Here is a 25,249-nt window from a genome sequence, read left to right on the forward strand (position 1 = left end):
TGGCTGGTTCAGACTTTCGTCCATTGACCAATATTCCTTACTGCTGCCTCCCGTAGGAGTCGGGCCCGTGTCTCAGTGCCCGTGTGACTGGTCGTGCTCTCACACCAGTTACTGATCGCAGGCTTGGTGGGCCGTTACCCCGCCAACTACCTAATCAGGCGCACGCCCATCCAAAACCGGCCGAAGCCTATAATAACAAAGAGATGCCTCTTCGTTATGTTACGGTGTATTAATCTCCCTATCGGAAGGCTATTCACCAGTTATGGGAAGGTTGCGTACGTGTTCCGCACCCGTTTGCCGGTCGTCATCAGGTATTGCTACCCATGCTACCCCTCGACTTGCATGTATTAAGCCTGCCGCTAGCGTTCATCCTGAGCCAGGATCAAACTCTCCATTGTAAAGAAGTTTTGATCTGACTGTTGTATTTTCTCTCGAAATTATAACGTCAAATTCTAATTAATATTTGCGCTAACATTACCTTTTGTGAATCCGAGGATTCGTGCTGTTGTTTCCAAACTTTCAAAGATCTTTTGACTTTACCTTTAACCCCTTTTTTAATTGGGAGTGCAAAAGTAAGGGTCTTTATATTATCACCCAAATTTTTCTAAACTTAATTTCTTTTTTACTTTTAAGAAAGCCCTTTTTTTATTGGGATTGCAAAAGTAAGAGTGAAGAGTTTAACAACCAAATTTAATTTCATTTTTGATGAAATTAAATTTGGTTTTGTTTGATACTTTTTGTGTGAAATTTTGTTAAGAACTGATGCCTTTTTTCAAAAGCGGACGGCAAAGATAAGGGTGGTTAAACTACTACCAAAATAAATATCAAAATTAGTTATTAACAAGTGACAATATCACAATGGGAATAATGCTAAAAATCTTTACTGTACTGCATTACAAGTTTTGTTTGTTTTTTTTACTTTTAGTAAAAAAAAATGAATTTTGAAATTTCAACCAACAATAAGTATAATTTTCTCCCTGGGTATTGAGCTTTTTTTTATCAAGAAGGTGGAGAAAAAACATTGAATCAGATGAAATTATTTACGGGAATGCTACCTTAAATAAAAATAAACCGTCAGCAGAAACCGAGAAATCTGCTTTTGTACAATCTTTCGATTCAATTATTTCTTTAAAATCAATTAGATTAATTTTCTTTTTACCCATTAAAAGCATTGTTCCTACCAAACCTTTTACCATTCCACGCAAAAATCTGTTCGCTTTAATCTTATAAATCAAACAATTTCCTTCATATACCCACTCGCTTTTATAGATTTCACAAAAAAAAGATGACACCTGGCTGTTTCTTTTTGAAAAACTGCTAAAATCTTTATGACTCATTATCTCTGCTGCGGCAGTTTGTAATAATAATAAATCTAAATTATAAGGTATGTAATAAGCTTTGCCTTGTAAAAACGGGTTTTTATGCTGATATATATAATAATGATATTCCCTGCTTATGGCATCGAAACGGCAATGTGCATTATGATCAACCTTATTGATACTTTCTACAACTATATCGGCGGGCAAAATTGCATTGATATTATAAGTGTCATTTTTTAAGGTCGTATCAGTATCAAAATGAAAGAAATTTTGCAATGCATGTACCCCTGCATCAGTACGTGAAGACCCGGTTAATTTAAAATCTTCTTTATAAAATATTTTGAGCGCTTTTTCTATTTCGGCCTGAATGGAATTAGCGTTTTGCTGTATTTGAAACCCTGAATAATTTGTACCCTTATATGAAACTTCGATAAAATACCGTGGCATGTGGGAAGTAATTAAAGGGTTTAAAATTGTTGAATAGCGGAAATAAGCAAGTGTTAGTTTTTTATAGAGATGATATTTATACACCAGTCCTTATTAATCGAGTTAGTGATTGACCATAGCTTTAAACCGGGTTATGAAATAAACATCGCTTAGTTGTGTTTCTAGAGAACTAAAATTATTAGAATCGGACACAAATGGATAAGCCGCATCAAAAAATTTGTATTTCCCATCATCCTTTAAAAATAAAACGCTGAGATTTTTTATCTGTTCTGTGGTAAAGCATTTTGATCTGAAAACTTTTTTTGCAATATCAACCATCTCTTCATCTGTACCTTCTGCAGCCATTTTCTTTCTTAGTTTAAGGAAATCGTCTTGAGTGGCCAAACTTTTGCAATCAGAATTTACCATTACAGGCTTTGTGGTATTTTCTTTTGGCTTTTCTGAAACAGGTATTTGCTCTGCTTTATTCACTTCAGCAACCGGAACTAATATTTTTAATGCTGTATCTTTTTTTATATTTGGATTAGGCAATTCAATATCTATAAACTTAGGTTCGTCTGCTTTGGTGGTTTTTGCACTTGATACTTTTACTTTTGCTTCCTCATTTTTTGGTAAGTCGGCTGCAGGCTTTACTATTTTTTTTTCTGGCTGAATGGCTTCATTGTTTTTTTCTGCCGCTATAAAAAGCCTTACAGTATCAGCAACGCCATTCACAATGTCCGCAAACACCATATCCGTTCCTTCTGAACTTTTAATACTAAATAATTTTTTAACTTGCGACGATCCAATAATCTGTTCTTCTTTTTTAATAATTTCTACAACAGGTTTTATTTCTTCTTTTATAACAGGTTTACCTTCTACCTTCTTTTCTTCTACCGGTGCGATTACACTATTTGATGGAGTATCGGGCAGTACTACTTCCGTTCTATTTTCAATCAACGGTGGCTTTACCTCTTCTTTTACGGCAGATTTTTCTTCTATTTTTCTTGCAATTGAAGGATCGTTAACAACATTAGACAATGTATTCGAAAAAATATCACTCTTATCCTCCGCCCCTAAATTTTCATTTTCAAGAGCTTTTACACCTGAGGTTGTCACTTCCATTGTTTGCAAATTGAATATACCCCATCCTTTATCGCCAAAGTTCTTTAATAAATAACCTGCATCTTTTTTATTTACAGTACATGTAACAGTTTGCTCGGGCCATTCGTTTTTTGGAAAGCCAATGGCAAGTATATAAGTGCCATCCTGCAATTTTGGAATAATAATATAACCGGAAGCCGAGGAACTCAATATTTCTTTATCCAGCTTAACATAAAAGGGCTGCCTATTCTCTGTTTGCAAATAAATAAAATGATTTTGCTGAGAAAATGAGCTAAGCATAAAAAAAGAAAAGAAAGAAAAAAGAAAAAGCCACTTTTTATAAAATCTATTCATTTGTTGTATAAATATTATCAGGAGATAAAAAAAATTAAAACTTCGTATTTGCAACGCCGTTGATGGCACTGAAATTAACAATCCTAAAACAAAAGCCACATCAAAAATACTTATTAATACTATGTTTTTGCCATTTAAATAAAAATTGATTTCACTTTAACTAAACTCCGCTTATTTTTGAACCCTAAATATAAAACATGAAAAAATTGCTTTTTTTGCTTGCCCTTGCTGCAAGCCCTTTTGTAATGGTGGCCCAGGATGACGCTCCCCCGCCGCAAGATACCAGTTGGAAAAAAATTTACCGGGCTACCAGCACAAGAGTAAATGACCTGGTACATACCAAACTTGATGTAAAATTTGACTATGCAAAAGCATGGATGTACGGTAAAGAATGGCTTACTTTAAAACCACACTTTTATGCTACTGACTCTTTAACGCTTGATGCAAAGGGCATGGACATTAAAGAAATAGCGATGATGAAAGGTGCATCCAAATCGCCTTTGAAATATACTTATGATGGCTGGCAATTGAGAATTACGCTTGATAAAATATATAAAGGCGGAGAAAATTATACTGTATATATAGATTATACCAGCAAGCCGAACGAAGTTAAAGTTAAAGGCAGTGCTGCTATTAACGATGCTAAAGGCTTATACTTTATTAACCCTACCGGAGAGGAAAAAGATAAACCAACTCAAATTTGGACGCAAGGCGAAACTGAAGCCAACAGTGTATGGATGCCTACGATAGATAAACCCAATCAAAAAACAACAGAGGAGATTTACATGACAGTGCCTGCAAAGTATGTAACACTCAGTAATGGTTTATTAAAAAGCCAAAAGAAAAATGCCGATGGCACCCGTACCGATTACTGGAAAATGGATTTACCCCATGCACCTTATTTATTTTTTATGGGTGTAGGTGACTTTGCAATAATTAAAGACAGCTACAAAGGCAAAGAGGTTAGTTATTACGTAGAGAAAGATCAGGCGCCGTATGCAAGAGGCGTATTTGGCACCACACCAGAGATGATGAAATTTTATTCGGAGAAATTAGGTGTTGAATATCCCTGGCAAAAATATAACCAGATTGTAGGCAGAGATTATGTAAGTGGTGCTATGGAAAATACTACTGCAACACTGCATCAGGAAAGTGCTTATCAAAATGCAAGACAACTTACTGATGGTAACGGCTGGGAAACTGTTATTTGTCATGAACTATTTCATCAATGGTTTGGAGATTTGGTAACAACAGAAAGCTGGAGCAATATTACTGTTAATGAATCGATGGCAGATTACAGCCAAACACTGTGGATGGAATATAAGCATGGTAAAGATGCCGGTGATGAAGAAAACCAGCAGGGTTTAAGACAATATTTATCTAACCCCAATGAAGCAAAAAAAGATTTAGTAAGATTCAGGTACAGTGACAAAGAAGATGTATTTGATTTGGTAAGTTATCAAAAAGGCGGACGTGTGCTGCATATGCTGCGTAATTATGTTGGTGATGATGCATTTTTTAAATCGTTGAATAATTATTTAAATACCAATAAATTTAAAACCGGCGAATCGGACCAAATGCGTTTGGCTTTTGAAGAAGTTACCGGAATGGATTTAAACTGGTACTGGAACCAATGGTATTTTGGCAGCGGGCACCCCAAGTTAAACATTGATTACAAATATGATGATGCTGCCGGAAAAGTTTCGGTAATTATTGAGCAAACGCAAAACACAGGAAAAATTTTCAAGTTGCCTATTGCAATTGATATTTATAATGGTGCACAAAAAATAAGACGTAAAGTTTGGGTTGAAAACAGGATAGATACATTTACTTTCCCCTATACACAAAAACCTGATTTAATAAATGTAGATGGAGATAAAATTTTATTGTGCGAAAAAAATGATAATAAAACTGCCGATAACTTTATTCACCAAATAAAATATGCGCCTTTGTATTTAGACAGGATCGAAGCTTTAGATTATTTTGCAAAAAACAGCATGATAAAATTAGCTGATGGATTAAAAGATAAATATGCACCAATACGTGCCAGCACTATTAATAAATTAGCAAAATCTAAACAGGCTAATGATGCAGGGGTAGTTACAGCTATTGAAAATATTTGCAAAACAGAAACTAATAAAAAAGCAAAAGTTGCGGCACTTGATTTTTTAGCTGCAAAAGCTGATGCAAAATATTTGGATTTGTTTAAGGCCAATGTTGGCGACTCTTCTTACAGTGTTGCTGGTGCTGCATTAGGCGGACTTGCAGCGCTTGAGCCAGATAATGCTTACACACTGGCAAAAAAATACACCAAAGATGCTAAAGGTGATTTAGGCGTGGTAGTTAGCGATATTATTATGAGTAAGGGTAGTGAGGCTGATTTTGATTTTATTGCAAACAGCTACGACAAAGCGCCGCCCAGTCAGGAAAAAGTTGCAGCCAGCGCTACATTTGCTGCTTATCTTGAAAAAGTGCAAAACATTGCCAACGTAAAAAAAGGTATTGATAAAATAATTGAATTTAGAAATTTAGTGCCGGAACAATTTAGAAGTTTTGTTGACCCGACTATAAAAGGCGGATTAGACAAATTAGCAAAAGCTAAAGGCTCAGAAATTACCGAATATATAAAAGGATTGTGGAAGTAGATTGATAAATTCTATCATAAAAAAGTCCGGCGATAATAATTATTGCCGGACTTTTTATGTGTTATTAAAATATTTTAGATAAAGACGAAAATATTTTTAAGTTTATTTAGCAAAAACTTTTTTTAATAATGCAGTTACCTGTGCTGCAGGATCTTTTCTTATTTTTTGTTCCTCCTGACCTATTGAAAAAAATATGCCGCTCATGGCACGTTCAGTAACATAAGATGACAGATCTGTATTAACAGGAGTTTTGCTAAAAGATAATTTATTGTAAGTGGTAAATACATCTTTCCAGTAATTGGTTGCATTTACTTTTGCTAATGAAGCATCTATTACCGGCCGCATCTTTTCAGTAAGTTTTGCAGTGGTGGTAGATTTTAAATATTCGGTTGCTGCAAAATCGCCACCTTTCAATATTTTTAATCCGTCGGTAACGGTCATTTGTTTTACAGCGTCAATAAAAATAGCAGATATGCCTCCCGCCGCATCTTCCGCTGCCCGGTTCATAGATAATATTGCTTTGTCCGCTAAAGAACCAAGACCTGCTTTACGCAAAGTTGCTTCAGCTTTTTTTGCTTCCTCGGGCATTAATATTTTTAATGCCGCATTTGCAAAAAAACCATCTGTTTTATTTAATCTTTTTGCGGCACTGTCAGTACCAATACTTAAAGCTTCTTTTAAACCACTTATAATTTCATCGTTACTCAACCCTTTGCCGCTACCGGTTTTACCAATGGCAGAAAGTATATTGCCGCTACTGTCTTTGGATGTTGCTTTTTTTATTTTACCTAAAATACCCTGTGCGTTTGTAAATGAAACAATTGCAACAGTTAAAAAAAGAAAAGTAAATTTTTTCATTATGGAATTTTTTTTAAGAAAGTATTTAACAAATTTACTGCCAGTTATGCTAACAGCGGGTTAAAACTGTTATAATATAAAATTTGAAGCATTAGATTTTAAGCTAAAGCATAATCAACTGCAGCCATTGCATGAATAAGGCCAGTATTAAACACAGGAACTGTACAATCTTCCTGCTTAATTAATATAGGAATTTCGGTACAGCCTAAAATAAAACCTTCTGCACCCTGCTTTATCAGTTCCTCCATAATTTTTAAATATTCAGTTTTGGTTTCGGACAAAAATATCCCTTTACCAAACTCTTCATAAATAGAGTTATTGATAAATTCGATATCATTTTCAGGCGGCGTAATTGTTTCAATACCATTTTCTGCAAGTATATTTTTATAAAAATGCAATTGCATCGTATATTTTGTACCCAGCAAGGCCACTTTTTTTAATCCTGCGCTCTTAATTGTTTCGGCAACAGCAGTTGCAATATGAATTACAGGAATATTTACAGCCTGCACTTCATCAGCAATTTTATGCATGGTGTTGGCACCAATCAAAATACAATCGGCACCTGCAACTTCAATTGATTTTGCTGCTTTGCAAATTATTACAGCAATACTTTTCCAATCCTGCTGCTCCGTTAAAATTTTTATTTCTGCAAAATCAACGGAGTATAAAATAATTTTTGCTGCATGTACTCCGCCCAATTTTTTATTCATCAATTCGTTTAACAGCCGGTAATAATCTAAAGTTGAGTACCAGGTTAAACCACCAATTAGTCCTATTGTTTTCATTCTAATTATTTACAAAAGCAATGTTACAATCATTTTTACAAAAATGGTACAACGGTAGATGCAGCAAGTTTTTTTGCTTTAACATTTCTTTAATACAAAAATCAGCTTCAATTTTACAGTTTGGTTATAATAAAATAAAAATGCTGAAACACAATACTGCATTGAGTTATGAAAATAATAAAATTGCTTTGGCATAATGTTATAATAAAAATTTTAGATGAAATAATTTAATGTGCCGGCGTAAATTTGCATCGCATTTCAGTAATACTGCGTTATTTACTGCAAAATAAAACCCTTGTTTGTTAAACGAAAATCCGCCCAACCAGACCATTTAGCCTGATACTTGAGCGATAAAATTGTAATTTAAAACTAGAAATATGAAAAGTGATGTCGTGGGCATAGGTGCCCCAATCAACAAAAAAGACCTGAAAGAATTAATGAAAGAAACAAAAGAAACCCTTGCTGTTGATGCAAAAACCGAAGGTAACAACCGTTCATTTGGTGTGGTAGATTTGTGGAATGTACAAAAGAGACAAAGAACTTCTGCCTCAATGATGAGGAGGTTGAACTAAGTTTGATTTTTATTTTCTTAAAATAGAATAATTCTTTTTAGTTTTTTACTGCATGGCTTTGGCCATGCTTTTTTTTGCCACGGATTTTCACAGATTTTCACGGATGAATACAAAATCAATTTATTGATCATTTTAATCTGAAACGGCATTATCATTCCCCTGTTAATTTGTTAAATTTTTAACAACGCTTATTCAATTTGGTACGGTTTTGCATCGTTATATAAAATTGAATATCTTTACTATGCATTATACAAATACTATGTCTGCAACATTTGAAGCTGAAAAAAACAGGAAAGCGTTTCTTTATACAACCGTAATAGTTGCAGCATTGTTATTAATCGCTATTTTCTGGACATGGAAAATTTTACCCCCGCCAACACCTATTACAGAAGATTTAATTGAAATTAATTTAGGCAATTTAGATGAAGGCTTTGGAGATGTGCAACCCTTGGTTAAAGGTGAGAAATCTCCCGGTAACGAACCTGCGGAGCAACAGCAAACACCAGCCGCTGCTGCAAATGACGAGCCTGCGCAAGATGTACAACCGGACGATAATAAAGATGAAGAGGCAGCACCTGTTGTAAAACCTGAAAAGCCAGTTAAAACAACTGTTATTCCTAAACAACCTACAACACAACCAGTAAAAAATACTACCCCTGCACCAGTTGTTGTAGCAGTGCCTAAACCACAAAAACCAAAAATTGCCGGTTATAACGGACCAAAAAACGGAACAGGCAATGGTGCCACTGAAGATAATGGCTATAAATACGAAGGCAATAAACCTGGCGGCAAGGGTGATGCAGGCAGCCCTGATGGTAAGCCAGATAGTTACGGCAATGATCCCAGTGGTAAGACTGGCGGTAATAACTTTCCCCGTGTAAGGGGAGATAGGAAAATCATTAAATATTATTCTTTTACGGGTGATCTACAAAAAGCAACAATACTTGCAAAAATAAAAGTAAACCCTAATGGTATTGGAACTTTTATTGGATTTGAAAAGGGTTCTACTAAAACCGAAAAAGTCTATGCAGATGATATAAGGAACAGGTTATCAAATATCCAATTTGATAAATCAGATCATGAATCTCAAGTTGTAGTTACTTTTTATTTTAAAGAAAACTAATTTTTTGTTACCAACATTTACTCCTTGATTCAACTTCATTGGCGTCGCACTCTTCAACTGTAAATCATTATTCAGCTTTACCTACATTTGCCATTGTACTTTAACCATTCTACAGCTTTTCGCAAATGAATTATCAGCAAACGATTGACTATCTCTATAAACAGTTACCCATGTTCAGCCGCATTGGTGCTGCTGCCTATAAAAAAGATTTACATAACACCATTGCTCTTTGCAATGCATTAGATAATCCACAAACAAAATTTAAAAGCATACATATTGCCGGCACTAACGGTAAAGGCAGCACCAGCCACATGCTGGCAGCAATTTTACAACAGGCCGGGTACAAAACAGGTTTATACACTTCGCCGCATTTAAAAGATTTTAAAGAAAGAATAAAAATAAATGGCGAAATGATCAACGAAGATTTTGTGGTGGATTTTGTAGAGCATAACAAAACTTTATCTGAAAGTATTGAACCATCTTTTTTTGAATTAACCGTAGCAATGGCTTTTGACTATTTTGCAAAACAAAAAGTTGATGTCGCCATTATTGAAACAGGCCTTGGCGGCAGGTTAGACAGTACCAACATCATCACTCCTATTCTTTCCATTATTACCAATATTGGTTACGACCATATGAATATTTTGGGTAACACTTTAGAAGAAATTGCCCATGAAAAAGCTGGCATAATAAAACCAACTGTACCGGTAGTTATTGGAGAATATCTTACCGAAACAAAAAATATTTTTTCAAACAAAGCTAAAGAAAGCAACAGCACAATTTATTTTGCTCAGGAAGATTATAAAGTTTCTAATATCAATTCTACTGCACAAATTTTAAATTGCGATGTAACCAATATTGAGGTTGGCATTACAGAAAGTTTTTCTCTTGATCTTAATGGTATTTATCAAACAAAAAATTTATGTGCTGTGTTATGTGCCGAAGGCATTTTAATGCAACAGGGTTTTGTTATAAAAAATGAAGCGGAAAAATTTGCTTTAGCTAATACAAAAAAAATAACTGGTTTACATGGCCGATGGGATGTAATTGCAGAAAACCCAACTGTAGTTTTAGATGTGGCGCATAACGAAGATGGTATAAAACAAATTTTAAAACAATTAAAAAACGATAGCGGCCAAATAAAAAATCATTTTGTTTTGGGTATGGTAAAAGATAAAGAAGTTGATAAAGTTTTATCGTTGCTGCCTGCTGATGCCGAATATTATTTTACCAATGCCCATATACCAAGGGCTTTACCAGCAAAAGAATTGCAAACTAAAGCTGCAGCATTTAATTTAAAAGGAAATTTTTACGATGATGTAAATATGGCCATTGATGCTGCAAAGCAAAATGCTGCAGCAACAGATTTAATTATTGTTTGCGGCAGTGTTTTTTTGGTGGGAGAAGTGGATATGCCCGCTGATTTCGCTAATTACGCAGAAAAGAAAAATTAAATTAGCGATATCTGCGTAATCTGAGGGAGAATTTTATTTTTCTCCATCTATTTTTTGAAAAGCATAAAACGCACAAGCCATGTGCAGCGATTGTACAATTTCGTTTTGCTGCAGCATTTGCCTGAATTTTTCTAAAGGCACGGTTAATAATTCTATTTCTTCGTTATGATCTAATTGTTGTGCTGCTATTTTTTTTCCTCCTCTTGCCAAATACAAATAAGTAAAGTTGTCAATCATGCCAGGGTTAGATGCGATTTTTCCTAAATAATCGTAGCTGGTAAATTCGTAGCCCGTTTCTTCAAGTAATTCTCTTGCAATAGCTTTTTGTACGTCTTCGCCTGAATCAATAAATCCGCCGGGAATTTCTACAATTGTTTTGCCAATGGCGTGGCGGTATTGCCTTACCAAAACTACTTCGTTATTTTCTGTAACCGGAACAGCACAAACACTCGGTGGCATTTCCACCACAAAATAAGGATCTACAATTTGCCCGTCGGGTCTTTCGCAACGGTCCTCTCTTGCAGTAAAATAAATGTGGTTACTTAAATATTTTGAGGAGAGTTTTTTCCAGTTCATGTTTTTGGTCTAGGGGTTTATTGGTTAATTAGTTTAATGGTTTAGAGGTTTAGAGGTTTAGAAGTTTAGCGCTTTCCCAATCCGCAGGATGCTGTGCATAAACTAATTAACCAGTTAGCTAATCAAACTAATTCCATTTCATTCTTTCTCTTAAGTTGGTAATGTGCGCTACATGGTGCCTGCCATGCCATGCGTACATCCCCAGCAAAAACCACAAGGTCATTTCTTTTTTATGTTCGGGGTGAAAAACAGTTTTTTGTAAATCTGCTTCGGATAAATTTTTAAGAATATGATACCAGCGGCTATGCAATGCATGAATTAAGGTGAGTGAAATATTGATGGGCAATTCCAAAGAATCCTTTAACTCAGCCCACGCAACTTCATCATAAGGTCTGATGGTAGGATTGTTTTCTGTAAGTCCCAACTTAAAGCGCATATAAGCATTCATGTGGCTATCGGCAACGTGATGTACCACTTGCTTTACCATCCAACCTCCTTCCCGGTAAACAGTATTTAGTTGTGCAGCATCTAAATTTAAAATAGCATTTTCTAAATGCTGGGGTAAGTTTTTAATATCAAGTAACCACTGCTGTAATTGTTTATCAGAAAATGGTTCTGCTTCGTATTTAGCAATGGGGTATCTTAAGTCTTCGCTCATCGTTGATTATTAATTTGTCTAATAAATTTATTCATAGCAGCATTTAACCAGCTTTTCTTCTTGTTCTTTTTTTGAAACTATTGAATTCTTTATGAAAAACAATTTTTAATTTTAATTACTACCGCCTGGTTTAATTCCTTCTAACGACATTTCAAAAATTAAAGCAGCTCCAGGTGGTATTGCATTTGGGTCAAGGGGATTTAAATAATAACCAAGCTCTGTAGGAATATATACTTTCCATTTATCTCCTATGCTCATTAATTGTAAAATTTCTGTCCAGCCTTTTATTACACTGGTAACGGCTATGGTTAGTGGCTGGCCACGTTTATACGAATTATCAAATTCAATTCCTTCAACAGTAGTACCGATATAATTTACCACCACTGCATCGTTAATTTTTGGTTTGGCGGTTACGCTGTCTGCGCCTTTAATTATTTCGTATTGCAGGCCATTAGGTAATGTAATAACACCAGCACGTTTTTTGTTAGCTTCTAAAAAAGCAACGCCTTTTGCAATTTCTACAGCGGCTACTTCTTTCACTTTACCTTCATTCAATTTATCTTCCTTCATTTTTTCTTCTCCAAAAACCTGCGATTGCCTTTGCAAACACTCATTCATTTTAGCAGGCTCAATTAAGGGTTGCTTATTTTTATATACATCGTCAATTGCTCTTTGCATAATGGCGGCATTAACCCTTTTTATATTTTGCGAACGCATATTGGTAGCAACTGCGTACCCTGCTGCATAACTAAAGCTATCAGATAAATTTTTAAATATTGATTTTGCCGCTACAGGCTTTGCCGCCGCCGGTTTTGCCACTACTTTGGCAGGCTTTTGTGCCGCTGCATAAAAAAATGTTGCCATCAAAATCATACTTAATAATGCCTTCTTCATTTACTTTTATTTTTTATTTATAAATTAATTGTGCAAATAAACAACTTGTTACTCATCCCTCATTTCTTTTCCTGTTAAATGTATAAAAACATCTTCCAGGTTGGCAGCTTTAACCTGTTTGGGTTTTTCAAAACCACTTGCCACTAAATCATCAATCATTTTATCAGGCGAATCTAAAGAAATTATTTTGCCTTCATCCATTATGGCAATCCTGTCGCAAAGCTGTTCGGCTTCGTCCATATAATGTGTGGTGATGATAACGGTGGTGCCCTGCGCTCTAATATTTATTATTAAATCCCATAAGTTTCTTCTTGCCTGCGGATCTAAGCCAGTTGTAGGTTCATCTAAAAAAATAATTTTAGGTTTATTAATTAATGTGGTGGCAATTGAAAAGCGTTGTTTTTGTCCACCACTTAATTCTTTAAATTTATTTTTTGCTTTGTCTTCTAAATTAACCAGTTTTAATAATTCGGTTGGGTTTACCGGCTGATTGTATAAGCCGCCAAATAAATGTATAAGTTCAATTAAAGTGAGGCCGGGATAAAAACCTGATGTTTGCAACTGCACACCAATTATTTTTTTTATGTCGTTGGGGTTTTTATCTAAATTTATTCCATCAACAATTATTTCGCCGCTGGTTTTATCTCTTAAGGTTTCTATAATTTCAAGTGTGGTAGATTTGCCTGCACCATTGGGGCCCAGCAAACCAAAAATTTCTCCTTCATATACATCAAAGGAAATATCTTTTACGGCTGCAAAATTGCCGTAATTCTTTTTTAAATTTTTTACTGAGATGATAATTTTCATAACTGCAATTTACAATTTCATCTCCATTTTTACATCTGCTGTTTCAAATGGAGAGTTGGTTACTGCAACATGATGGAAGCCATATTTTTGATACAGCCCTAAAGCAGTTATTAACTGGTGATTGGAAAAAAGTTCAAGTTTACCTGCGCCAATTTTTTTGGCTTTATCAATACATACTTCAATCAATAATTTACTTATTCCTTTTCCTTTAAATTCATCTGCCACCGCCATTTTAGCCAATTCAAATATTTCGTCGCTTTCTTTTATCAACGCAGCAGAACCAACAATTTTATCCTCCGCTTTAGCCAGCCATATAAAACCACCTTTATTAATAATAGTATCTTCCGGATTATCTAAAATCATTAAATCATGGCTTTCAGTAAGATTATATTTATCGAGCCATGCTATATTCAGTTTATAAAAATCGGGTTGATACTTATTTTCGTATTCAATAATCTCTACCATTCCTCAAAGCTGTTATTCTTAATAAATTATTTTTAGACTAAAATATTTTCGCCAATCAGTAATTCTATACATCCGCTTTCATAAAACCCTCCAACTCTTCCATCATTAATTTACTGCCTGCAAAAAAAGGTGTACGCTGGTGCAGCCCTGTAGGTTGCACTTCCAGCATGCGTTGCTTTCCATTTGTTGCTTTACCACCTGCTACTTCAATAATAAATGCACAGGGGTTGCACTCGTACATTACCCGTAATTTCCCTTTGGGCTTATCAAACACTGCAGGATACATAAAGATGCCACCTTTAATTAAATTACGGTGTATATCTGCTACCATGCTGCCAATATAACGTTGTGTGTATGGTCCGCCATTATCTTTTGTTTTTTTCTGGCATTCGGTAATATATTTTTTTACAGGTTCTTCATACTGAAAAAAGTTACCGTGGTTTACAGAATAAAATTTTCCAGTTTCCGGGCAAATAATATTTGGATGGCTTAAAGTAAATTCTCCGATAGACTGATCTAATGTAAAACCATTTACACCTCGCCTTGTTGCATACACCATCATGGTGGATGAGCCATAAATAATATACCCTGCTGCAACCTGTTTAACTCCTTGTTGTAAAAAATCTGCTTCGGTTGCTGGCTTACCCAATTCGCTCACACGCCTGTACACACTAAAAATGGTACCGATAGAAACATTTACATCAATATTGCTGCTGCCATCCAGCGGATCGAACAAACAAACATATTTACTGTTGTTACTTACTTCATCATCAAAAATTACAATATCATCAAGTTCTTCGCTGCCAATGCCTGCACAACTAATACCGTGGCGCAATACCCCTACAAACTGGTTGTTGGCAAAAATGTCTAATTTTTTTACTTCCTCGCCCTGTATATTCATTTCGCCTGCATCGCCTAAAATATCCACCAGCCCCGCTTTATTTACTTCTACATTTACACGTTTTGCTGCAAGGCCAATATCTCTTAATAAATTAGATAATTCGCCGGTAGCTTTTGGAAAATCACGTAACTGCTGAATAGTAAATTCGTCCAGTGTTTGAATCCGTCTGTTTGGTACCATATATTTATTTCTGGTTGTAGATTTTGTATCGATACAAATCGGGATTAGATTTGCATTTCAAAAGTAAGAAGAAAATAATAAGTAATGCGCAAATCAGGCAATAGGTATATTTGCAAATTAAAGAGCACCTGCTATTTTTTTTCACTTCTTTTCAAATTTTGCACATCGGCACATTTGCCTGTTAATACATGATTATGAAGGTTTTTAAATTTGGAGGCGCCAGCATCAACAGCGTAGAAAGAATACAAAACGTTGGTAAAATTTTACAGTCTTTTAGCGGAGAAAAAATTTTAATAATTATTTCTGCCATGGGCAAAACCACCAACGCACTGGAAAAAGTGGTGGATGCTTTTTTTGAAGGCAGAAATGATGATGCCTTAAAATTATTTGAGCAGGTTAAAGAACAACATCTTAATACACTTAAATATCTTACGCCATTAAGCTGGCAGCAGGCCGAAAATCATTTAAAAGATTTTTTTACAGAAATTGAATGGCTGCTGCATGATAAAGCTGTAAGAGAATACGATTATTATTACGATCAAATTGTTTGCAGCGGCGAATTATTAAGTACCGCCATGATGAGTGATTATCTTAATGAAATTAATATAAAAAATAAATGGATTGACGTAAGGGATATTATTAGAACCGATGATAATTTTAGAGATGCTGCAATTGACTGGATGTACACCCAACAAAAAGTTACCGATATTATTGAACCGCTTTTCAATACTGTAGATATTGTAATTACCCAGGGATTTATTGGTGCTACCGATGAAAATGAAAGTACTACTTTAGGAAGAGAAGGCAGCGATTACAGCGCTGCTATTTTTGCCAACCTGTTAAATGCCGAAAGCCAAACCATTTGGAAAGATGTGGAAGGCGTGATGAATGCCGACCCCAAACAATTTGCCGACGCAACATTTATTGATGCATTAAGTTACACCGAAGTAATTGAAATGGCATATTACGGTGCACAGGTTATTCACCCTAAAACAATAAAACCTTTACAAAATAAAAATATCCCTTTGCATGTAAGATGTTTTTTGCAGCCTGAGCTTGCAGGAACAATTATCAGTAATAAAACAGATCATAAACTGCCACCTATAATTGTTGTAAAAGATAAACAGGTATTAATGGAATTGAGCAGCAAAGATTTTTCTTTTGTGGGAGAAAATGGTATCAGTGATCTATATGAACTTTTTGCTACTATAAAAATTAAACCCAACCTTACACAAACAGGTGCAATAAGTATTTTATGTTGTTTAGATGACCGGCCTGATAAAATTGAAAGACTGGCATTAGCCGCCAGCGAATTATTTGATGTGCAGGTGAAAAAAGATTTAACGCTTTTAACCATCCGCCATTATACCAGAGAAAAATTTGATGAGCTAACAAAAGATAAAACAATTTTGCTAACGCAGAGAACGACGGAAACGGTGCAGGTCTTGATGTATTAAAAGCTTGAAAAGATATAAAATAATATTGCTCAGCCTTAAACTTAATAAAGACAAATAATTTCGTAACTTGAACTAAATACAAGCATATGGTTATTGAAAGAACAAAAAAAGAAGTAATTATCAGGCTTCCCTCCAGCGTTGATACAACTGGCTTGCAGCGTTTAGTTGATTACCTTACTTATAAAGAAGCTACTTCTAAATCAAAAGCAAAACAATCCGACATTAACGCTTTGGCTAATGATGTTAAAGAAGGCTGGTGGAGCAAAAACAGAAGCAGACTTGTAAAATGAAAATAGTTGTTGACACCAATATTATTTTTAGTGCATTACTAAACTCAAATGGAAATATTGGAGATTTATTATTTAATTCCGACAAAGATTTTGAGTTTTACAGTTGCAGTTATATGCGTTATGAAATTCAAAAACATTGGGAACGGCTAAAGAAAATTTCAAAATTAACACAGGAAAATCTGGAAATATCCTATACACTGGTTATTTCAAAACTTAAATTTATAAACGAAGAAATTATTCCTGCAGAAACCTGGCTGGCATCGGAACAAATAACAAAAGGCATTGATATAGATGACACAGATTTTGTAGCGTTAACTAAATTTTTAAAAGCGACACTTTGGACCGGGGATAAAATTTTGTACCGAGGATTAAAGAAACTTAATTTTAAAAGAGTAATGAATACAGCCGAGTTACTGGCGCTCAGAGAATCAAAAAATTAATCCACCACATACTCCCCTTTCTTATTCACCAAAATAACAGGCAGTTGTTTTTTCTCTTCAAAAAAATTAAAGGCTTCTTTTAGTTGTGTGGTAAAACCAACCAGTGCAGGTTTTATTTTTAAAGTTTCTGCAAGATAATCGGCAGATCTTTTTACATTATATTTTACAGGAAAAACATGCACGGGAATAAAATCCTGTCCGTTGGTTTTTACATGTGTAGCAATAATGTACACTTCTTCCATCGGTATATCGCTGATGGGTATGCAGCCTGTAGAAACGCAATTGCCATGTATATAAATGGCGTTACCCGGACGAATAGAATCGCTTAAAATCCTATCTGATGCGTTGGGATAATTTAAACCTAAAGCCAAATGATAATTGCTGTTGGGGTTAAACTCGTTGATATAATAAAAACCTTCGGGTACCTGGTAATCTCCTTCCATACGCTTTGGGCCCATAGTGCCGCTTTGCATGCACACTTTGTAAGATTTAAAAAGTTTAAACGATTCTTTTGCATTGCCTTTTACCCAAACTTCCAATTGCCTGTCGTATTTAAACGAACGCACATACATTGCCTGTGGCGGCCAGGTTAATTTTTTATCTTCAAATTGTTTTCTTACTGAATCTTCCATGCTATTGAAGATGCCCGAAACTTTACCGGAGCCTTTTTGAAAATCAACAAATGAAGTTTGTGAGAATAGAGTGCCTGCTGCTAAAAAAACAGGGACGGTAATGAGAAAAAATTTTTTTAAGAAAGACTTCATTAAAAATATTGGGGTTACCACTTAAAGAACGTAAAAATAAAAATAAAATTGAAATTTTATTTGTTAAAAAAATTACAGTTGAGCGAAATGTTGAAAAAACAGGGAGTTTCACTAAGGATAATTACAAATTTCCCCTTAAATCCTGCTCTTTTTCCAGTGCCTCAAATAAAGCTTTAAAATTTCCTTTACCAAAACTTTTTGCCCCTTTACGCTGAATGATTTCGAAAAACAAAGTAGGCCTGTCTTCCAAAGGTTTGCTGAATATTTGCAACAGATAACCTTCGTCATCACGGTCAATTAAAATACCCAGTTCGCTCAATGGTTTTAAATCTTCGTCAATTTTGCCCACACGGTTCAAAACAGTTTCGTAATAACTGTCGGGAATTTTTAAAAATTCTATTCCACGCTTTTGCAATTCAGTTACGGTTTCAATAATATTTGCTGTTGCAATGGCCACATGCTGTACACCTTCTCCATTATAAAAATCTAAGTATTCTTCTACCTGGCTTTTCTTTTTTCCTTCGGCGGGTTCGTTAATAGGGAATTTTACAAAACCATTGCCATTACTCATTACTTTACTCATTAATGCAGAGTATTCGGTAGAAATATCTTTATCATCAAAACTTAAAATATTTTTAAAGCCCATTACCTCTTCATAAAATTTTACCCATGGGTTCATCTGGTTCCAGCCCACATTACCCACGCAATGGTCTACATATAATAATCCTGTTGAAGTGGGATTGTAATTAGATTTCCATTCTCTAAAGCCGGGCATAAAAGGGCCGGTGTAATTTTTTCTTTCTACAAAAAGATGTACCGTTTCGCCATAAGTATGAATGCCGCTTAGTATCACTTCGCCATTATCATCTTTTAAGGTGGTTGGGGTTAAATAAGATTTGCCACCACGTTTGGTAGTTTCTTCCCATGCACTTGTGGCGTCTTCTACTTTTAAAGCCAATACTTTTACACCATCGCCATGTTTGTAAATATGTTTGGCTATTTCATTATCCGTTCTTAAAGGTGTGGTTAAAACAAAAGTTAATTTATTCTGGCGGATAACATAACTCACTTTATCTTTTACACCAGTTTCGGGCCCGGCATATGCCAGGCTTTGAAACCCAAAAGCAGTTTTATAAAAATGTGCTGCCTGCTTGGCGTTGCCTACATAAAATTCTACATAATCGGTGCCTTGCAGAGGTAAAAAATCTGTTACAGTATTATTATCAGTTATGGTTTGTGCTGTTGTTGTTTGCATTGTAATTAATTTGAAGTGAGTGGAATTTACCCGTTGATTGCACAAATTACGCAGATTGATTTTTTTGCGGTATCAGTGTAATCTGCAGAAGAATATCAAATTAAAGCACCGTATCCATAGCCAGCGCAAGCATTAACAAAGAATAGTTATTGCGCCTGTCGGTAAATATTTTATGTGGATAATCAGGTTGCATTTCTTAATACAAATATAGCAAAACTTAAAGCACTTAAGGCAGTACATTCTATATTTGCGCCATGATTAAAGTTGGAATACTCGGCGGCGGCCAATTGGGCAGAATGCTTTTACAAGCCGCTGCAAATTACCCTGTTAAAACTTATATAATGGAAAATGATGACGCATGCCCCGCTGCTCATCTCTGCCATAATTTTACAAAAGGAGATATTACAAATTTTGATGACGTTTATAATTTTGGGAAAAATTTAGATGCCATTACTATCGAAATAGAAAGTGTAAACGAAGAAGCACTTGAAAAATTAGAAAGCGAAGGCGTAAAAGTTTATCCCAAACCATCAGCATTAAAAATTATTAAAAATAAAATTTTACAAAAGCAATTTTATAAAGACAATCAAATACCTACCAGCGATTTTGTAATTACTCAAAATAAAAATGAATTAAATCAACACCAAAATTTTTTACCTGCTGCTCATAAAGTGGGTAAGGGTGGTTATGATGGCCGTGGTGTAGAGTTGATGAAAACAACTGCCGATTTTGCAAAAGGTTTTGATGCACCTTCGGTTTTAGAAAAATTAGTGCATATAAAAAAAGAAATTGCTGTTATTATTGCTGTAAACGATAAAGGAGAAAATGCTTTGTACCCAACTGTAGATATGGTTTTTGATCAGCGCCTGAACCTGCTTGAGTTTCAGATAAGCCCTGCCGATTTACCCGAAAAAGTTTTATGGAAAGCAGAAGCTATTGCATTAAAAGTGGTAAAAGATTTAAAAAGTCCCGGCATTTTTGCAGTAGAATTATTTGTGGATATTGATAATAATGTTTTGGTAAACGAAACTGCGCCAAGAGTGCATAACAGCGGCCATCATACTATTGAAGCCAATTACAGCAGCCAGTTTGATATGTTGTGGCGCATTATGCTTAATTATCCCTTAGGCTGTACAGAACATATTTTACCTGCAGCCATTGTAAATTTATTAGGTGCAGAAGGGTTTAACGGCGAAGCACATTACGAAGGATTAAACGAAATTTTACAGTTAGATAATGTTTTTATACATATCTACGGAAAAAAAGATACTAAGCCCGGCCGAAAAATGGGGCATGTAACTATTTTAAGTAAAGAAAAACAGGAACTTATTCACCAGGCTAACAGAATAAAACATACCTTAAAAGTAGTGTCGAAAATGTAAATTTACAGCCTCATTACCCAAAATAAATTCGCACAAACATTTTAAAGTAAATAAATTATTCAATATTTATTATTGGATAATTATTTTATCAATAATGTTACATAATTCATAGGAAACTCCGAAGCACCTACCAAAAAAAACCGAAATATACCTTTTAGCAAATAGCTTATTTATAAACGACAGTTTTTTTATAAATTGTAGTCTAATATTAAAATTGAACCAAGTGTTGGAAAAAATAAAGTTGATCACTGCCTTTTCAGGCCTTTTAGTGTTATTCAGTTGCCAGTCTTCTTCAAAAGAAGAAAATAAACAAGCTTCAAAACCAGCCACACCTCCGGCTGCAAAAGTGGATGGATTTATCGTTACGCCACAATTATTATCCCAGGATATTGAAGTGCCCGGAAGTTTAGCCGCTTACCAGGAAGTGGAATTGCATCCTGAGGTTGCCGGAAGAGTAACAGGTGTTTATTTTAGAGAAGGCAGCAATGTTGCACAGGGCAGTATGATTTTAAAAATTTATGATGGCGATTTGCAGGCGCAATTACAAAAACTTTTAGTGCAATTAAAAACTGCCGACCAAACTGCAGAACGATATGCAGCATTATTAAAAATAAATGGTGTAAGCCAGCAGGAATATGATTTAAATGTATTGGCTGTAAATAATATCAGGGCCGATATCAATATCATTCGTACCAATATTGCCCGAACATCTTTAAGGGCACCGTTTAGTGGCAAAATGGGTACCAGCACAATTACACCGGGTGCCTATATTTCTCCCACAACTATTATTACCACATTGCGTAAAGTAAGCCAGTTAAAATTAGAATTTACTGTACCCGAAAAATACGGCGCACAAATGAAGCCGGGCAGCCTTATCCATTTTACAGTTGAAAATAATAATGCTTCTTATTCTGCAAAAATTACAGCAACAGAAAATAATATAACAGCCGAAACCAGGAGCCTTAAAGTAATTGCATTGGTAGATAAAGCCAATGCACAATTAATTGCAGGCTCGTTTACAAAAGTGCAGATACCATTGGGAGAAAATAATGCGGCACTGATGATACCCACACAAGCCATTATTCCGCAGGCAAGAAATAAAAAAGTAATGGCAGTAAGAAATGGAATTGCATCAATGGAAACAGTAACCACAGGCATAAGAGATTCTGCAATGGTGGAAATTACTACCGGTTTAAAAGCAGGCGATACCGTTTTAATAACCGGGTTGCTTTCCACTAAACCCGGCAGCAAAGTGCAAATAGGCCCCCTCCGCCCCCTGAAGGGGAACTAAAGCAACAGTAAGACGATAAAAAAAATTACTGAGGGCAAAGGGGATAAAAAAGAAAAATTAAAATGATTTAAAAAAAACGTTTCCGTTTATTATGCCTTAAGTAGTAAATAAAGATGGCATTGAATTTAAAACATCAATAAATAACTTTAAAACAAAGCAGATTGAATATATCCGAACTTAGTTTACGTCGCCCTGTTATGGCAGTTGTGCTCAGTATCGTCATTGTTTTATTTGGCGTAATAGGGTTTAAATTTTTAGGCGTACGGGATTATCCCGCTATCGATCCGCCTAATATTTCTGTACGTACAGCTTACCCCGGTGCCAATGCCGATATTATAGAATCGCAAATTACAGAGCCTTTAGAAAAAGCCATCAACGGTATTGCAGGTGTAAAAAATATTACCAGCAGCAGCAGCCAGGGCACCAGCAATATTAATGTTGAGTTTGAACTGGGTAACGGATTAGAAAGTGCGGCCAATGATGTACGTGATAAAGTATCGCAGGCCGTTCGTTCTTTACCATCCGATTTAGATGCGCCTCCGGTTGTAAGCAAAGCAGATGCCAGCAGCGATGCTATTATTTCCATGACGGTGCAGAGCAATACCAAAAATCAATTAGAGGTAACAGAATATGCTACCAATAATTTATTGGAGCGTTTGCAAACTATACCCGGCGTAAGTGGCATACAAATTTGGGGCGAAAGAAAATATGCCATGCGTATTTGGTTTGATGTGGCTAAACTGAGTGCATACGGATTAACACCCGGCGATATACAAACTGCATTACAACAACAGAATGTAGAGTTACCTTCCGGCAAAATTTCAGGCGATGCTACAGAATTATCAGTAAGAACATTTGGCAATATCAATACCGAAGAAGAATTTAATAATATCATTGTAAAAAATGTAAATGGTTCGGATATTAAAATTAAAGATGTTGGTGAAGCTGTGCTTGGTCCCGAAAATGAAGAATCGGTTTTAAAAGAAAGTGGAGTACCGATGATTGCGCTGGCCATTGTGCCGCAACCCGGTTCCAACTATGTTGCTATTTCCAATGAATTTTATAACCGTTATGAGCAAATTAAAAAGGAAGTGCCTGCAGATATTAAATTAGACATTGCATTAGATCAAACCAGGTTTATTAAAAAATCCATTTCAGAAGTAAAAGAAACTTTAATGATCGCCATTATACTGGTGGTATTAATTATTTATCTTTTTTTCAGAGACTGGATTATTGCCATCCGTCCTCTTATAGATATTCCTGTTTCATTAATTGGCGCATTTTTTATTATGTACGTCTGTGGTTTTACCATAAATGTATTAACGCTTTTGGCTATTGTACTGGCAACAGGTTTAGTGGTAGATGATGGTATTGTGGTAACAGAAAATATTTTTAAAAAAATGGAAAACGGCATGAGCAAGTGGCAGGCCGCTAAAGAAGGTTCTAAAGAAATTTATTTTGCAGTAATTGCAACATCCATAACACTGGCAATTGTATTTCTTCCCATAATATTTTTGGAAGGCTTTGTGGGCAGGCTTTTCCGTGAGTTTGGTATTGTAGTGGCCGGTGCGGTTTTAATTTCGGCATTTGTTTCGCTTACACTTACACCAGTGCTAAATGTTAAGCTTGCACGTAAAGTGCATAAACATTCCCGCTTTTATAATGTTACCGAACCCTTCTTTCGTGGTATGGAAAATGGCTACCGTAAATTACTGCAGGGTTTTATGAAATTAAAATGGATCGCTATCATTTTAATCCTCGCATGTTTTGGTATCATTTATATTATTGGTAAAGATATCCCTTCCGAACTGGCACCTATGGAAGACCGAAGCCAGTTCCGCCTTTCGGTTACTGCACCTGAAGGAACTTCTTACGATTACATGGATAAGTATGTTAATAAGGTATCGCAATTTGTTATGGATTCTGTGCCTGAAAAAACAGTTTTAATAAGCATTACTGCGCCGGGCTTTACAGGTTCAGGTTCCGTTAATACAGGTATGGTACGGGCTGCACTTACCGATCCAAAAGACAGGAAAAGATCGCAGCAGGAAATTGTGAACATGATAAATAAAAATGCCGGTAAATTTAATGAAGGAAGAATTTTTGCCATACAGGAACAAACTATTTCGGTAAACAGGCGTGGCGGCCAGCCGGTACAGTTTGTTTTACAAAATATCAATTTTGATAAGATAAAAGAAGTGTTACCAAAATTTATGGAGGAGGCTTCCAAAAATCCCATCTTCCAGGGTGTGGATGCAGATTTAAAATTTAATAAACCAGAAATAAGAATTGTAATTGACCGCTTGAAAGCCAGCGACCTTGGTATAAGCATAGAAAATATTTCAGAAGCATTGCAATTAGCATTAAGCAACCGCCGCCTGGGTTATTTTACAAGAGATGGAAAACAATACCAGGTAATTGGCCAGGTAGCAAGAGATGACCGTGACGACCCCACCGATTTAAAAGGTATTTATGTAAGAAATGCTGCAGGCCAGTCGGTACCGTTAGATAATCTGGTTACGATGGAAGAAGAAAGTACGCCGCCAACTATTTATCATTTTAACCGGTATAAATCTGCAACCATTTCTTCGGGTCTTGCGCCGGGTAAAACTGTGGGTGATGGTATTAAAGCCATGGAAGAAATTTCTAAAAAAATATTAGATGATTCTTTTACCACTTCGCTTACCGGTTCCTCAAGAGATTATGCCGAAAGCGGCAGCAATACCAGCTTTGCATTTATCCTGGCATTAATATTAATCTTTTTAGTTTTGGCGGCGCAGTTCGAAAGTTTTATTGATCCATTAATTATTATGATAACCGTGCCGCTTGCCATTGCAGGTGCATTATTATCTTTAAGTTTATTTGGGCAAACACTAAATATTTTTTCGCAGATAGGAATGATTATGCTGATTGGCCTGGTTACAAAAAACGGTATTTTAATTGTAGAGTTTGCCAATCAAAAACAATTAGCAGGTGCTAAAAAAGGACAGGCCGTTATTGAAGCTGCAGTAGCAAGGTTCCGCCCTATTTTAATGACGAGCCTTGCTATGAGTTTAGGTGCGTTGCCCTTAGCTTTATCATTAGGCGATGCCTCTACCAGCCGCATTCCGTTGGGTATTGTTATTGTAGGTGGTATTATGTTCTCTTTAATTCTTACTTTATTGGTTATACCTGCCATGTATGCTTTTCTTTCCAGTAAAAAGAAAAGAAGTGAGCTCGACGATTTGGAACCAACCAGTTTATCAGTTT

The 25,249-nt window shown here is 35.5% G+C and carries 22 protein-coding genes and 1 rRNA gene; 10 read left to right on the plus strand and 13 right to left on the minus strand.

From position 1 onward, the window contains the following. The 3 genes from ACY651_RS08430 to ACY651_RS08440 all read right to left on the minus strand — a co-directional run. Positions 1-398: ribosomal RNA gene (locus tag ACY651_RS08430) — 16S ribosomal RNA — on the minus strand; the annotation flags it as partial. Between the two features lie 642 nt (positions 399-1,040). Beyond that, entirely contained in the window at positions 1,041-1,766 is a 726-nt protein-coding gene (truA, locus tag ACY651_RS08435; RefSeq protein WP_462251641.1) for a tRNA pseudouridine(38-40) synthase TruA, read from the minus strand. A 102-nt stretch (positions 1,767-1,868) separates the two neighbouring features. After that, positions 1,869-3,110: a DUF4476 domain-containing protein gene (locus ACY651_RS08440; protein WP_462251643.1), complete on the minus strand. Its 1,242-nt coding sequence runs from the start codon at positions 3,108-3,110 to the stop codon at positions 1,869-1,871. Positions 3,111-3,400: 290 nt separating this feature from the next. On the opposite strand from ACY651_RS08440, the gene ACY651_RS08445 reads away from it, so the two are divergent. After that, the gene (locus ACY651_RS08445) at positions 3,401-5,848 is read left to right on the plus strand and encodes a M1 family metallopeptidase (protein ID WP_462251645.1); all 2,448 of its coding nucleotides are present in this window, start codon (positions 3,401-3,403) and stop codon (positions 5,846-5,848) included. Positions 5,849-5,950: 102 nt separating this feature from the next. Here the strand turns inward: ACY651_RS08445 and ACY651_RS08450 are convergent, their stop codons facing one another. After that, positions 5,951-6,706 (minus strand): DUF4197 domain-containing protein, encoded by a 756-nt coding sequence (locus ACY651_RS08450; protein WP_462251647.1) that lies wholly within the window; start codon positions 6,704-6,706, stop codon positions 5,951-5,953. A gap of 98 nt (positions 6,707-6,804) precedes the next feature. Next, positions 6,805-7,491, minus strand: coding sequence for an aspartate/glutamate racemase family protein (locus ACY651_RS08455; protein ID WP_462251649.1), 687 nt, complete (start codon positions 7,489-7,491; stop codon positions 6,805-6,807). 377 nt (positions 7,492-7,868) lie between these two features. On the opposite strand from ACY651_RS08455, the gene ACY651_RS08460 reads away from it, so the two are divergent. The 3 genes from ACY651_RS08460 to ACY651_RS08470 all read left to right on the plus strand — a co-directional run bounded on the left by ACY651_RS08460 (position 7,869) and on the right by ACY651_RS08470 (position 10,640). Then, positions 7,869-8,063 carry a hypothetical protein gene (locus ACY651_RS08460; RefSeq protein ID WP_462220094.1) on the plus strand — a complete coding sequence of 65 codons (195 nt, stop codon included), beginning with the start codon at positions 7,869-7,871 and terminating at the stop codon, positions 8,061-8,063. Positions 8,064-8,322: 259 nt separating this feature from the next. Next, the gene (locus ACY651_RS08465; RefSeq protein WP_462251651.1) at positions 8,323-9,186 is read left to right on the plus strand and encodes a hypothetical protein; all 864 of its coding nucleotides are present in this window, start codon (positions 8,323-8,325) and stop codon (positions 9,184-9,186) included. A 125-nt stretch (positions 9,187-9,311) separates the two neighbouring features. Then, on the plus strand, positions 9,312-10,640 hold the full coding sequence (locus tag ACY651_RS08470) for a bifunctional folylpolyglutamate synthase/dihydrofolate synthase (protein ID WP_462251653.1): 1,329 nt from the start codon (positions 9,312-9,314) through the stop codon (positions 10,638-10,640). A 33-nt stretch (positions 10,641-10,673) separates the two neighbouring features. Here the strand turns inward: ACY651_RS08470 and ACY651_RS08475 are convergent, their stop codons facing one another. From ACY651_RS08475 to fbp, 6 genes are all read right to left on the minus strand, one after another. Further along, positions 10,674-11,216, minus strand: a complete 543-nt coding sequence (locus tag ACY651_RS08475; protein ID WP_462251655.1) for an NUDIX hydrolase — start codon at positions 11,214-11,216, stop codon at positions 10,674-10,676. Positions 11,217-11,343: 127 nt separating this feature from the next. Beyond that, a complete protein-coding gene (locus ACY651_RS08480) occupies positions 11,344-11,874 on the minus strand; it encodes a YfiT family bacillithiol transferase (RefSeq protein WP_462251657.1) in 531 nt (176 codons plus the stop codon). Positions 11,875-11,985: 111 nt separating this feature from the next. After that, positions 11,986-12,768, minus strand: a complete 783-nt coding sequence (locus ACY651_RS08485; protein ID WP_462251659.1) for an FKBP-type peptidyl-prolyl cis-trans isomerase — start codon at positions 12,766-12,768, stop codon at positions 11,986-11,988. A 48-nt stretch (positions 12,769-12,816) separates the two neighbouring features. Beyond that, on the minus strand, positions 12,817-13,575 hold the full coding sequence (locus tag ACY651_RS08490) for an ABC transporter ATP-binding protein (RefSeq protein WP_462251661.1): 759 nt from the start codon (positions 13,573-13,575) through the stop codon (positions 12,817-12,819). 9 nt (positions 13,576-13,584) lie between these two features. After that, positions 13,585-14,040 (minus strand): GNAT family N-acetyltransferase, encoded by a 456-nt coding sequence (locus ACY651_RS08495; protein ID WP_462251663.1) that lies wholly within the window; start codon positions 14,038-14,040, stop codon positions 13,585-13,587. Positions 14,041-14,104: 64 nt separating this feature from the next. Next, positions 14,105-15,121 (minus strand): class 1 fructose-bisphosphatase, encoded by a 1,017-nt coding sequence (fbp, locus tag ACY651_RS08500; RefSeq protein WP_462251665.1) that lies wholly within the window; start codon positions 15,119-15,121, stop codon positions 14,105-14,107. A 194-nt stretch (positions 15,122-15,315) separates the two neighbouring features. On the opposite strand from fbp, the gene ACY651_RS08505 reads away from it, so the two are divergent. The 3 genes from ACY651_RS08505 (at position 15,316) to ACY651_RS08515 (ending at position 17,308) form a co-directional block, all read left to right on the plus strand. After that, entirely contained in the window at positions 15,316-16,578 is a 1,263-nt protein-coding gene (locus ACY651_RS08505) for an aspartate kinase (protein WP_462251667.1), read from the plus strand. Between the two features lie 86 nt (positions 16,579-16,664). Next, entirely contained in the window at positions 16,665-16,868 is a 204-nt protein-coding gene (locus ACY651_RS08510; RefSeq protein ID WP_462251669.1) for a hypothetical protein, read from the plus strand. Further along, complete coding sequence (locus tag ACY651_RS08515; protein ID WP_462251671.1) at positions 16,865-17,308, plus strand: PIN domain-containing protein; 444 nt, start codon at positions 16,865-16,867, stop codon at positions 17,306-17,308. The genes ACY651_RS08510 and ACY651_RS08515 overlap by 4 nt, the downstream gene beginning before the upstream one ends. On the opposite strand, the gene ACY651_RS08520 is transcribed toward ACY651_RS08515, so the two are convergent. Beyond that, positions 17,305-18,072 (minus strand): L,D-transpeptidase family protein, encoded by a 768-nt coding sequence (locus tag ACY651_RS08520; protein ID WP_462251673.1) that lies wholly within the window; start codon positions 18,070-18,072, stop codon positions 17,305-17,307. The genes ACY651_RS08515 and ACY651_RS08520 overlap by 4 nt on opposite strands. A 121-nt stretch (positions 18,073-18,193) precedes the next feature. After that, positions 18,194-19,327: a 4-hydroxyphenylpyruvate dioxygenase gene (gene hppD / locus ACY651_RS08525; RefSeq protein WP_462251675.1), complete on the minus strand. Its 1,134-nt coding sequence runs from the start codon at positions 19,325-19,327 to the stop codon at positions 18,194-18,196. A gap of 254 nt (positions 19,328-19,581) precedes the next feature. Between hppD and ACY651_RS08530 the strand changes: the two genes are divergently transcribed. The 3 genes from ACY651_RS08530 to ACY651_RS08540 all read left to right on the plus strand — a co-directional run. After that, complete coding sequence (locus tag ACY651_RS08530) at positions 19,582-20,709, plus strand: 5-(carboxyamino)imidazole ribonucleotide synthase (protein ID WP_462251677.1); 1,128 nt, start codon at positions 19,582-19,584, stop codon at positions 20,707-20,709. 223 nt (positions 20,710-20,932) lie between these two features. Beyond that, on the plus strand, positions 20,933-22,000 hold the full coding sequence (locus ACY651_RS08535; RefSeq protein ID WP_462251679.1) for an efflux RND transporter periplasmic adaptor subunit: 1,068 nt from the start codon (positions 20,933-20,935) through the stop codon (positions 21,998-22,000). Positions 22,001-22,161: 161 nt separating this feature from the next. Continuing rightward, the coding region (locus ACY651_RS08540; RefSeq protein WP_462251681.1) for an efflux RND transporter permease subunit at positions 22,162-25,249 on the plus strand (3,088 nt) is incomplete at its 3' end.

Source organism: Ferruginibacter sp., from assembly GCF_031391665.1.
Taxonomy (GTDB): Bacteria; Bacteroidota; Bacteroidia; order Chitinophagales; family Chitinophagaceae; genus Ferruginibacter.